Source organism: Kitasatospora sp. NPDC059571, assembly GCF_042735675.1.
GTDB lineage: Bacteria > Actinomycetota > Actinomycetes > Streptomycetales > Streptomycetaceae > Kitasatospora.
Genome location: NZ_JBHWBW010000300.1, coordinates 1 through 9,636 on the forward strand (window position 1 = coordinate 1; position 9,636 = coordinate 9,636).

The window sequence follows — 9,636 nt, forward strand, 5'->3', positions numbered from 1 at the left end:
CACTGTTGTCGGCGCGCCGTGGTGTTGTGTGTTATCCTCTGCGGGGGGGCCGGGTGGCCCCGCTAGGGCGCGCACGCGGGCGGACGGGCGGAAGGACCAGGTCTTCGGAACCTTCGCATTTGCGGCCGGCGTCTACTCTCGCGTCGTATGTGACCAGGGTCAGTTCTGCTCGCCTGCCTCCGGTGTCTTCGTGATCGTACGTTCGGTTTTCTGGCTCGTGGTCTGGCCGAAGAAGTAACCAAGGATCAGCAGGAAGCTGTCGGAGACCGCAGATGAGAACGGTGTGTGGGTGAACATTGCGACCACGAGGGACCCAGCAAGCATGAAAAGCAGGACCGGCCCGATCGCCCCGGCGACAGTATCGCGTTCTAGCAGCGACTTGTAGATCTTAGAGCGTCGTTCCTTGAGTTCCACGTTGAGGCGCATCTGCTCCGTTCGCGCTACAGCAGTCTGGTCGACGGATTTCAACTCCCGCTCGAGCTGTTCGCTCCGCTCTCGTTCGGCGGCCAAGCGATCATCGATAAGGCCGAGAACTTGATCTTTGAGATCACTTTCGACGACGTTTTCGGCGACCTCTCTGCGGACAGATGTCAGCTGTTCATGGGGGCGCAGGGCACTGATCCGCTCCAGAATCATTTTTTGCGCTGGAGTAGGACTGGTAGAGCCCCGACGGTGAGAGGTGCTTTGGAGCCAGCCCGCGCGATGACCAGGCGGCCCTCCGCAGTCATCATTACATTGAAGGTGCCAAACGCTTCAGGATGGGCAATTGCGTCGCTGATTCGGTCCAGGCTCGTCTCAAGTTCGTCCAAGCTCTGCGCCTCAATCTGGTCCAGGCTCAAGCCGAGGGCGTCGAGTTGAGGGTCGAACAGATCCTTGGCTAATTGCTCCAACTCGCGCTGAAAGGTGGCGGTACGTTCGTCTGGGCTGCGCCCCATATCTCTTCTCCTCCGGGAGCTGGCTACGACAGATCCATGGCCATAGTGAAGCCGAGGCTGGTGTTGCGCTTGTCTCCGCGCCGGTGGCTCGTGGGGAAGCTCCGAGTGCAGCGCGCCGAGCCCTATCCGGTGAGAAATCGTTCCTGGTGAGCGGAGTCAGTGGTCGTCGCTCAGCGGCGCGCAGATGCTCGCGACCGCGCCGTAGAAGAGTCCGGCGCTCAGCGCCCGCCGCTCGGCCCGTTCGTCCGCGATGTTCCATCAGCGAGAGGGGCCCTCGTACTCGCTGGGCTCCCGGAGGGTGGCGGCGGGGCCGTGTTGCACCCGTGCCGCCCAGGCCCCGCGTCCTCCGGCGCCCGCCTACTGGTGCGAATCGAGCCCGCCGAGGACGGCTGGACGCTGCACTGGAGCAGCGCCGGACACCCGCCGCCGCTCCTGGTCCCAACCGTCGGCACCGCCCGGTACCTGCAGGGCGAACCGGGCCTGCCGCTCTGCGTGGACACCGAGGTGCCGCGCCCCGACCACCACCACACCCTCCCGGCCGGCGCAACGCTCGTGCTGTTCACCGACGGCCTGGTCGAGCACGCCGACCGCCCCCTGGACGCTGGCCTGGCGGCCCTCGCCCGCACGGCCGGCGCCCACGCCGGCCTGCTGCTGGACGACCTGTGTCGGACGCTGGCCGACGCCCGCATCGGAGACGGCCGCGACGACCTCGCCATCCTCGCCCTGCGCACCCCGCCCGGCCCGCACGATCCCGCCGCCACCGCAATCACCCTGCCTGGCTGACCGGGGCGTGCCGAAGCAGGACGCCGTCGCCGACTCCCGCACGACACCCCCCCGCAACGCCCAGGGCCCGCACCGCCTGCGTGCGCCAGCAGGCCCGCGAGAAGAAGGCCCGTCAGACCCATCGGGAGCACCCGGTATGGACGGACACCACGTGACCGGTGCCGGCCGTTGGCCACGCTTCGGGGTCTCTCTCACTCGTAGTCCGGTGCAGCCGCCCGTCCCGCGGCGACGGCGCGGTCGATGAAGGCGGTCAGGTCCGCAGTGTCCGAGCGGCAAGCTCCGACTGCCAGTGCGCACACCGCGACCAGCGCCGCCCGCTCCCCGGCCTCCAGGGCGGGTAGTCGGCCCATCGTTGCCGCTCCCAGCAACGCTGCCGCTGCCGCACCCCCGTCGACGGAATCGCCGTCGCCGTCGACCCGGCCCAGCGCCGCAGCCACGCGCGCCAGCACGCCCCGCTGTACGGGGTCGTTGTGCCGGTCGGCGAGTTCCCACACCCACGCTGCCGCGCGCTGCCTGGCAAGGGTCAAGGCACGGTCGCCACGTCCGATCCCGCCCTGACCAGGCCGGGAACCGTGGCATGGAGGAGTCATCACGCATGATTCAACGACGGCTTCGCCCCGGCGTTGGTGATCCGACCGGGCGACTGTGAGTTCTGGGCCCTGGACCGAGGTCTGAGCGGGTCTTGATCAGCACATCTCGTGAGTCGAGCGGGAAACGTGGTTCGTCTGGTGAGGTGTCGAGCGGCTCGCCTTCGGGTGGGGGGGGGGGCGGGTAGGGTGAGCCACACACCCCCGCGGGGCACCAAACAAGGTTGTGTGGGGGCCCCCCCGCCCGCCGGGGGCGGGGCCCGCGGGGGCGCCGGCGGGGGGGGGGGGGGGGCGCGGGCCCGTGTGGGGGCGGGGCCCCCCCCACCCCCCCACCCACAACCGAGCCTGACCTGCCAACTTCATTGGTGTAGGCCCGCGCACGTGCCGCGCAGGTCACGGACCCGGTGCCAACGCTCGGGTAGTCGCCGCGCGCACTCCTCCGGGCGAGGTGGATCTATGGTGGCCCAGTACGCGGCGTGCATGCGCCCCTCCTTCCGGACGGTCTCGCACAGGTCGCGCCGGATGCGCCACCCGTCGCCGATCTGGACCGCTTCGGGCAGAGCGCGGCGGAAGGCCTCGCCGTGGGCACCGGGTGCCGTCCCGGCTCACCACCTCGACGCCGGGGTGCTCGCACGGCCGCCTCTCCGATGCGTCGGCGCCCCGGCCGGGCAGGACATCCATCCGCTCGTCGGTCTCGGTGTCGATCAGGGTGGTCGCGTACCGGAAGCGGCGACAACGTCACTCGGGCGGGCCGGACGGGGTCAGGTCCGGGCCGGTCGGGGCCCTGGGCGGGTGCTGTGTGTTCGGAGGGGGGTGGGGATGGCGGGGGTGTCGGTGAGGGGCTGGGCGTGGACGGGGGTGCGGGGGAGTGTCTGTGGACCGGTGTCCAGGAGGTGGACGTGTCCCTGGGTGGTGATCTCGGCGAGGACGGTGCCGGTGGCGTCGCTGTAGAGGGGGTGTCCGGCGGGTCCGGTGCCGGTGAGGGACACGACGATGCAGTGCTGTTCGGCGTGGCAGCCGGGGCTGCCGGGGAAGGTGAGGAGCCACCGCGAAGGACGTGCGTGCAAGGCTGTCCACCTTCTTCGTGTCAGGGGCCGACGGGTGGGGGCCGGCGGGTGAGCAGGGGCAGCGCGTCGCACAGGTCGAGCAGGTGCAGGACGGGCCAGCTCGCGGCGCGCAGGCGGACGGGGAAGCCGGTGGCGAGGCCGCGCCGGCGCAGTTCGAGCAGCGCGTTCAGGCCGGAGCAGTCCATGAAGGTGACGGCGCCCAGGTCGAGGTCGACCGCGCGTGGTTTGCCCGCGGTCAGGGTCTCCAGAGCGGTGCGCAATGCGGGCACGGTGTCGAAGTGGATTTCGCCGCTGATCCGGATGCGGGGCCGGCTGCCGGCGCGCACCGCCCGGACACTCAGGCGCCCGGCGGCATCCGTGAACAGCGGGGAGTAGGCCGGTGCGGCAGGAGTCGCCCCCGCGGTAGGGAAGGGGCTGGCGGAAATCCGGCCCGGGGAGTAAGCGGTCGCGGCCATCACGGTCTCCTCTCCTGCCTCATTGCCGATGGTCCGACCGGCAGCGATACCTGTCAATAGATACCCGAATAGGAATTCGCACATTGCGGTGCGGGAAGCACAGATCCTACGATGGCGGTATGGAGACCGACCGAGACCCGCGCGCCGCATGGACGTTCCTCACCAACCACGCCCGGGTACTGTCCCTGATCTCCCGCCACCCGGACATCCGGATGCGCGACCTCGCCACCGCCTGCCAGGTCACCGAACGCGCCGTCCAGGCCATCGTCACCGACCTCGAGACCGCCGGATACCTCACCCGCCACCGCGAGGGTCGCCGCAACCGCTACCACATCAGCCCCGACACCCAGCTACGCCACCCGGCCGAGGCCGGCCACACCGTCGCCTCCCTCCTCGCCCTTCTCGACAGCCCGACGGACACCGACACAGCGTCGCCGCCCCCGGCCGGACCGGAATCCGTGAACGGGTAAGGGCCGCCCTCGGCCCCTGCCCCGGCGACATCCCGGCGAGCCCGCGGCGCTGCGACCACTGCGCGGGCGGCTTCCTGTTCGGCGATGGAGCGGTCCTCTGCCGCATCCCACCGACCGCCCCGGAGCGCGGTGCGCACGTCCTGGGCGGTGATCACCAGCAGCCGGCCGCCGCGCAGCACCCCGGGCGAGCGGCCGACCGCGGTCGCCAGGGTCCTAACGGCTCAAGGCCGCCGCCGAGTGCAGGCCCACCGCTTCCTCGACGTCCAGCGTCTCGGAGAGCACCTCAGTGATTGCACCCACCAGGGTCAGCCGCTGGGTCAGGTCCTCCAGGCGGCTCACCTGGGCGGCCTCCGGCCCGACGGGCGCACTGCTTCCCGCGACATCGGCAAACAGCACGGCCATGCCCACCGACCGGCCGCCGCGCACGACGGGCGCTGCCGACCAGCGCACCGGCAGAGCCCTGCCGTCACCGGTCAGGAAGGCATCGCTCGCACCCCAGGCCGGCCGCCCGGTCTCCACAACGGCCAACAACGGGCACTGCACGCGCGGAACCACCGCACCGTCAGAACCCCGGTGCAGCAACCCGTGCGCCCCCGCCCCAACCATCGCCGCCGCCCGGCGGCCCAGCAGCTCCTCGGCCCGCGGATTGACGGCCAGGATCCGCCCACCCGCGTCGAGCAGGAACACGCCGGCCGCCAACCCCGCGAACGCCGAGACCAGCAACCGCTGCTCGTCGCCCCGATCGCCGTCGCCGGGCACCATCGCGCCGCTGCCCGCCTACAGCCGCTGCTTCGGGCTGGAGGTTGCCGGCGCGCCGAGGCCGCCGGTCACCAGCGCGTACGCGTGTGCCAGCTCCACCAGCGCACGGTGGTGCTGCTCGCTGTACCGGCCCAGCGCCCGGGTTTCCGCAGTGATCGCCCGCAGTAGCTCGGTGCGCGCCTCAGCCTCCGGCGAGATGCCCGGAGCCGGAGACTCGTTCGACGCCATCACGTCTCCTTTGCGCAGCCTGTCAGGCGGCCAGGACCGGCCGCCTCAACGACTCCGTACTGCGTCCCCGCCCGGCTTGCCGCCCCGGATCGGCCGGCTCCACCTGCGGTGCCTCATGCCCGCTCGCAGGTCCGGCGGCGGCTATGTCCTCCCACCAGCCACCGGCGCGCCCGAACCGTCCAGGCCAGGACCACGGCCGGGGCCGGTCAAAGGCGAGTGCCGCCGGCCAGTAGTGCACGAGCACCGTCTGCCGGGGAGACCGTCGTTGTCCTGCGCACCCGAGAAGCACTGCCCGGCCGACCGGGCCAAGAGCGCCATCGGCGACCAGGGCGCGAAGGCCGAGGAGGCGGAGCAGCGGGCGAGGGAGGACGCTGAGCGCCACATGCGGGCCGGGCAGCAGACCGCGGAGATGGAGCCGAGGAGGAGTGGGACTGACCCCGGTCCTCAACAGCAGCGGCCTCCGGCGGTCACCGACCCGCGGGGCCGCGCCTGCGCGGTGCCCACCCGCGGTGCCGCGGTCAGGCGGCGCTGATCCGGGTGAGGGTCTGCTGGAGACGGCGGACGGCGTCCTCGGCGTCCGCGTACTGCCCGGGTTCTGGCAGGACGGCGCCGAAGGAGTGGCCCTCCTCGGCGGGCAGGGCGCGCCAGTGCAGGACGGGGGCGAGGGCGGTGCTGGCGGCGGCGAGGAACCAGGCGAGGTGCCCGTGGACGCGGGTGATGGCGACCGCGAGGACGGCGAGCGCGGTGCGCAGGCGCTCCAGCCGGTCGATGGGTGGCAAGCCTTCCTGGACGTGCGGCGGTGCGACGGCGGCGGCGAGGTCCGCCTCGGCCTCGGCGGCGAGGAGACGGTCGGCCGGGGTGGGCTCCCACGTCCCGTCCCGGAACTGCAGCTCGGCTTCCTCGGCCAGGCGCGCGATGGTGGTCTGCATGTCCACGGCCACACCCTAGTGCGGCACGAGCGGCCGGTCACCGGCCCGGGCCTTCCGCCGTGTGGACACCGTGGTGATGAGGAGCGGCACCGTGGCGGCGGGGGTAGCGTGGGGGCACCGGTCGTACCCGGGCTCCGCCCGGTCGGTGAAGGCAACCCGACGGGCGTGGACGCGGGCCCCGGCGCGACCCTGCGCCCAAGGGAGGTTGTGGGTGACGGCGCCGGTCCTGAAGACGAGCACGACGCGGGTGGGGCCGGTGGTGGTGTGCGCGTTCACCGGCGACATGATCATGGACAACGAGGCCGTCGGCGACCGCGCGCTGCGCCGGGCACTCGCCGAACGGCCCGGCGTGCTGGCACTCGACCTCGCCCGCGTCGACCTGTTCACCTCCTCGGCGCTCAGCCAGCTGGTGCGGGCGCGGCGCACAGCGGCGGCCGACGGCATCCCCCTGGTGCTGGTCGCCCCGAGCCCGGTGGTGCGCCGGGTCCTGTCGGTGACCGAGGCCGCCCCGCTGTTCCCGACCTATCCCACCGTCGACGACGTGATACAGGCCCACGTCGGCACGGACGGTAACGGAGGTGGCCGACAGTAGCCACGGTCTTGCCGGGTGTAGAGCGAGCAGGGCGGGGCAGGCGCTCTGGTCAGAGCACGATTCAGCCACCGGGGGCCGCGTGATGACCACCTCGTCCGCCACCACCCGACACCGCCACCTCGGCTTCCGTCCGGGTGAACCCACCGGCGTCGGCGTCGATGTCGTGCGGCAGGCCCTGTGTGACTGGCATCTGAGCCAGGTGGCCATCGATGCCACCATCGTCGCCGCCGAACTCCTCGCCAACGCGACCCAGCACACCCCTGGTCCGAGCTGCCTGGACCTCGAGTACGACGGCACCACGCTGCGGATCACGGTCACGGACCCGCTGGCGGCCCCGCCCCGTCCGCGGCCTCATGTGCCGGACCGCGACCACGGCCACGGCATGTTCATCGTGCAGCGCGTCGCCTCCGCGTGGGGTCATCGGCCGTGCGGGACGGGCAAGGAGGTCTGGGCCGAGTTCACCGCGTAACGGAGCCGGCCCCGGCGTCGTCTTCGGTGCACCGCCTGCTTTGCGGCGGCAGGGCCTTGGCACTGAACCTTCACAGTGCGGCACCGCTGCGCCCCGTGCCGCCGCCGTATGGTGGGTGGACCGCCGAACGGGGACGACCCCGGGGAGGCCTTATCGACAGGGCCGAGCACGACTTCGCCTTCCATGTCCGTCCCAGTCCCAGCGGCCCGGTCGTGGCCTGTTCGGGCGAGCTCGACCTGCACGAGGTCCACGTTCTCGCCCGCGCCCTGGACGACGCGCTCGCCGCCGCCCCGCTGACCCTGGTGGTCCACCTCGGGGCGCTCGACTTCATCGACTCCAGCGGCCTCAACGCCCTCCTGCACGCCCGTATCCGCGCCGAGCGGCAGGGCACCGCCCTGCACCTGGCGGATCCCTCGCCGCCGATGACGCGCCTGCTGCACCTCACCTGTACCGACCGGGTCCTCACCATCGACCCGATCCCCGGCACCCGCTCGGCCCGCTGAGAGCCGGCCAAGCCGGTCCCTGTTGGTGCGGCCGGGTGACAGCGGGCGAGGTCGGCGTCTTTGCGCACCGGGTCCGCCGCTCGCGGGGGCGACCATCGGAGGAGGAGATCGTCGATCCGTGAGGAGTGATCAGCCCGATGTTGGAACGCAGCCGGACCAAGAAGCACACCCAGGTCACATTCGTCCTGCCGGCGGACCACCCGGCCGGGGCGACGAGCGTGGTGGGCGACTTCAACGACTGGCGGCCCGGTGCGCACCCGCTGGCCGAGCGTCCGGACGGCACCCGGGCGGTCACCGTCGCGCTTCCCCACGATCAGCGGCACGCATTCCGCTACCTCGCCCACGGCGACTACTGGTTCGACGACGAGGCGGCCGACGGACACGACGGCCGCAACAGCCTCCTGCACACCTGACCCGGCCCCGGCCCGCCCAGATGCGGCGGGCCGCTTAAAGCCTCGGGGCGGCTCCGGACACGATCACGGGGCCGCCCCCAGGGCAGCGCCCGTCGACCGGCATGCCTGGCGGCGCTGCAGGCCTGTGTCCGAGTGGGCCGGTTGGGCACCCCAACGGGCCGTGGCGCCGCCCCGGGCCGCGTTTCCCGCGTGCCACGACGGCGGCTGGATCCGGTTGGCGCGGCGCGCGCGGAACGAGCGCCCTCACGCCTGTCTGCTTGCCGGCCAGGTCAGCCGCCGAGGACCTGACCGAGGCCCCGACCTTCGCCGCGAACGCCCCGGTGCCGAGCCTGCCGGGTGCGGCGGACCTCTGCACGCCGGGCCGGTTCGGCGGGGGAGGCGCGGTGATCGCTACAGGTGTGCCGATCCGGGTAGGCGCAGGTCTTTCGGGGCCGGGCGGTGGCGGTTGTGGCGGCGCGGCAGTAGCTGGTGACGTTTCCGGGGCGGCCCGGGTCGCATGCCCCGCAGCGGCGGGTGGTCGTGTCCTCGCTCGGCGTGCGGGGCCGGCACGGCCACGAGGTGCTCGTGGACGCGAGCGGCCGGCTGCGGGTGGAGATCACCGAGGACGGAGTGGTCCTGCCGGGCACCGGTGACGGCCCCTGGACAAGGGCGCTGCCGCACGCCGAGCCGCTGCCCTGAGTGTCGGGTAGCGGCCCGGCCCCGGCCTGCGGGGGGCCGGGGCCATCGCGGGGCGGGGCAGACACGGCCACCCGCCACCTCCTACCGTGAAGGCATCCACGCCGGGAGGAGTTGGACGCATGTGTGCCGCAGCGCCGCTGACCGTGACAACCGTTCATCGCTGCCACGGGCCGCTGCTCCTGGTCGCCGGGGACGTCGACCACGATCAGGTCGCCCCGCTGGCCTCCGCACTCGACGACATTCTCGTCGTCGACCTCGACCGGGCGCCGGTGACGGTGGACCTGTCCGGGGTGTCGTTCGCCGACGCTGCGCTCCTGCACGCACTCCTGGACGCCCGCCGGCAGGCCGAGGAGCGAGGTGTCGTCCTGCGCGTGGCCCGTCCGTCCCGGCCGGTGGCCCGGCTGCTGGAGGCCGCGGACGCGATCGGGCTGTTCGTCGCCCACCGTGCGGTCGGACCGCCGGCCGTGGGTGCGAAACTCCCCCCTACCTGTCAGCCGGGGAGCCGGAGCGGCCGGTGTTTCCACCCGGACGAACCATCGGAGCCTGCGGGCCCCGCTGGGGCTGGGGCCGCGGTAGGTCGGGCCGGCCCGTCCTGCGAGGGGCCGGTGGCCGGGTCGTGGCGGTTGCCGCAGCTGCTCTGTGGGGGCGGAATCGGTGGCGGCCCTGCATGCGTGTCCGGCGCCGGGGCAGGCGGTCTGGGACCGCCGAAGCCGATGTGGAAGCGAGTGACGTGCGATGAGTGCTGTGCAGGAGTCGATCGACGTGGCC

17 protein-coding genes are annotated in these 9,636 nt (G+C 72.5%); 9 read left to right on the forward strand and 8 right to left on the reverse strand.

Annotated elements, in window-relative coordinates:
* Positions 1-159 precede the first annotated feature (159 nt).
* On the reverse strand, positions 160-636 hold the full coding sequence (locus ACFV0G_RS26850; protein WP_380553098.1) for a hypothetical protein: 477 nt from the start codon (positions 634-636) through the stop codon (positions 160-162).
* On the reverse strand, positions 633-935 hold the full coding sequence (locus tag ACFV0G_RS26855; protein WP_380553101.1) for a hypothetical protein: 303 nt from the start codon (positions 933-935) through the stop codon (positions 633-635). Before ACFV0G_RS26855 ends, ACFV0G_RS26850 begins: the two co-directional genes overlap by 4 nt.
* A gap of 363 nt (positions 936-1,298) precedes the next feature.
* Between ACFV0G_RS26855 and ACFV0G_RS26860 the strand changes: the two genes are divergently transcribed.
* Positions 1,299-1,718 carry a PP2C family protein-serine/threonine phosphatase gene (locus ACFV0G_RS26860; RefSeq protein ID WP_380553104.1) on the forward strand — a complete coding sequence of 140 codons (420 nt, stop codon included), beginning with the start codon at positions 1,299-1,301 and terminating at the stop codon, positions 1,716-1,718.
* 191 nt (positions 1,719-1,909) lie between these two features.
* Here ACFV0G_RS26860 and ACFV0G_RS26865 read toward each other — a convergent pair whose 3' ends face one another.
* From ACFV0G_RS26865 to ACFV0G_RS26875, 3 genes are all read right to left on the reverse strand, one after another.
* Positions 1,910-2,068: a hypothetical protein gene (locus ACFV0G_RS26865; RefSeq protein ID WP_380553107.1), complete on the reverse strand. Its 159-nt coding sequence runs from the start codon at positions 2,066-2,068 to the stop codon at positions 1,910-1,912.
* Between the two features lie 998 nt (positions 2,069-3,066).
* Positions 3,067-3,372: a DUF6296 family protein gene (locus ACFV0G_RS26870; protein ID WP_380553110.1), complete on the reverse strand. Its 306-nt coding sequence runs from the start codon at positions 3,370-3,372 to the stop codon at positions 3,067-3,069.
* 20 nt (positions 3,373-3,392) lie between these two features.
* Positions 3,393-3,827 (reverse strand): STAS domain-containing protein, encoded by a 435-nt coding sequence (locus tag ACFV0G_RS26875; protein ID WP_380553114.1) that lies wholly within the window; start codon positions 3,825-3,827, stop codon positions 3,393-3,395.
* Between the two features lie 119 nt (positions 3,828-3,946).
* Here ACFV0G_RS26875 and ACFV0G_RS26880 point away from each other — a divergent pair, with 119 nt between their 5' ends.
* On the forward strand, positions 3,947-4,297 hold the full coding sequence (locus ACFV0G_RS26880; RefSeq protein ID WP_380553117.1) for a helix-turn-helix transcriptional regulator: 351 nt from the start codon (positions 3,947-3,949) through the stop codon (positions 4,295-4,297).
* Positions 4,298-4,510: 213 nt separating this feature from the next.
* Here ACFV0G_RS26880 and ACFV0G_RS26885 read toward each other — a convergent pair whose 3' ends face one another.
* Both ACFV0G_RS26885 and ACFV0G_RS26890 read right to left on the reverse strand, forming a co-directional pair.
* Positions 4,511-5,059: a PAS domain-containing protein gene (locus ACFV0G_RS26885; RefSeq protein ID WP_380553120.1), complete on the reverse strand. Its 549-nt coding sequence runs from the start codon at positions 5,057-5,059 to the stop codon at positions 4,511-4,513.
* A 15-nt stretch (positions 5,060-5,074) separates the two neighbouring features.
* Positions 5,075-5,287, reverse strand: a complete 213-nt coding sequence (locus ACFV0G_RS26890; protein WP_380553123.1) for a hypothetical protein — start codon at positions 5,285-5,287, stop codon at positions 5,075-5,077.
* A 262-nt stretch (positions 5,288-5,549) separates the two neighbouring features.
* Between ACFV0G_RS26890 and ACFV0G_RS26895 the strand changes: the two genes are divergently transcribed.
* Complete coding sequence (locus ACFV0G_RS26895; protein ID WP_380553126.1) at positions 5,550-5,816, forward strand: hypothetical protein; 267 nt, start codon at positions 5,550-5,552, stop codon at positions 5,814-5,816.
* Here the strand turns inward: ACFV0G_RS26895 and ACFV0G_RS26900 are convergent.
* Positions 5,803-6,213, reverse strand: a complete 411-nt coding sequence (locus ACFV0G_RS26900; RefSeq protein WP_380553145.1) for a hypothetical protein — start codon at positions 6,211-6,213, stop codon at positions 5,803-5,805. The two genes, ACFV0G_RS26895 and ACFV0G_RS26900, sit on opposite strands and share 14 nt — an antisense overlap.
* Positions 6,214-6,424: 211 nt before the next feature.
* Here ACFV0G_RS26900 and ACFV0G_RS26905 point away from each other — a divergent pair, with 211 nt between their 5' ends.
* From ACFV0G_RS26905 to ACFV0G_RS26930, 6 genes are all read left to right on the forward strand, one after another.
* Positions 6,425-6,805, forward strand: coding sequence for an STAS domain-containing protein (locus ACFV0G_RS26905; RefSeq protein WP_380553129.1), 381 nt, complete (start codon positions 6,425-6,427; stop codon positions 6,803-6,805).
* An 82-nt stretch (positions 6,806-6,887) separates the two neighbouring features.
* Complete coding sequence (locus ACFV0G_RS26910) at positions 6,888-7,274, forward strand: ATP-binding protein (RefSeq protein WP_380553132.1); 387 nt, start codon at positions 6,888-6,890, stop codon at positions 7,272-7,274.
* Between the two features lie 95 nt (positions 7,275-7,369).
* Entirely contained in the window at positions 7,370-7,777 is a 408-nt protein-coding gene (locus tag ACFV0G_RS26915) for an STAS domain-containing protein (protein WP_380553148.1), read from the forward strand.
* Between the two features lie 137 nt (positions 7,778-7,914).
* A complete protein-coding gene (locus ACFV0G_RS26920) occupies positions 7,915-8,190 on the forward strand; it encodes an isoamylase early set domain-containing protein (RefSeq protein ID WP_380553135.1) in 276 nt (91 codons plus the stop codon).
* 468 nt (positions 8,191-8,658) lie between these two features.
* Positions 8,659-8,868, forward strand: coding sequence for a DUF6296 family protein (locus ACFV0G_RS26925; RefSeq protein ID WP_380553138.1), 210 nt, complete (start codon positions 8,659-8,661; stop codon positions 8,866-8,868).
* Positions 8,869-8,987: 119 nt separating this feature from the next.
* A partial coding sequence (locus ACFV0G_RS26930) for an STAS domain-containing protein (RefSeq protein WP_380553142.1) occupies positions 8,988-9,636 on the forward strand: 649 nt, incomplete at its 3' end.

Bases quoted from the DNA above. Each gene is read 5' to 3' on its own strand.
- ACFV0G_RS26850 (WP_380553098.1), bottom strand. From the start codon at position 636: ATGATTCTGGAGCGGATCAGTGCCCTGCGCCCCCATGAACAGCTGACA.
- ACFV0G_RS26855 (WP_380553101.1), bottom strand. From the start codon at position 935: ATGGGGCGCAGCCCAGACGAACGTACCGCCACCTTTCAGCGCGAGTTG.
- ACFV0G_RS26865 (WP_380553107.1), bottom strand. From the start codon at position 2,068: ATGGGCCGACTACCCGCCCTGGAGGCCGGGGAGCGGGCGGCGCTGGTC.
- ACFV0G_RS26875 (WP_380553114.1), bottom strand. From the start codon at position 3,827: ATGGCCGCGACCGCTTACTCCCCGGGCCGGATTTCCGCCAGCCCCTTC.
- ACFV0G_RS26880 (WP_380553117.1), top strand. From the start codon at position 3,947: ATGGAGACCGACCGAGACCCGCGCGCCGCATGGACGTTCCTCACCAAC.
- ACFV0G_RS26885 (WP_380553120.1), bottom strand. From the start codon at position 5,059: ATGGTGCCCGGCGACGGCGATCGGGGCGACGAGCAGCGGTTGCTGGTC.
- ACFV0G_RS26900 (WP_380553145.1), bottom strand. From the start codon at position 6,213: ATGCAGACCACCATCGCGCGCCTGGCCGAGGAAGCCGAGCTGCAGTTC.
- ACFV0G_RS26910 (WP_380553132.1), top strand. From the start codon at position 6,888: ATGACCACCTCGTCCGCCACCACCCGACACCGCCACCTCGGCTTCCGT.
- ACFV0G_RS26920 (WP_380553135.1), top strand. From the start codon at position 7,915: ATGTTGGAACGCAGCCGGACCAAGAAGCACACCCAGGTCACATTCGTC.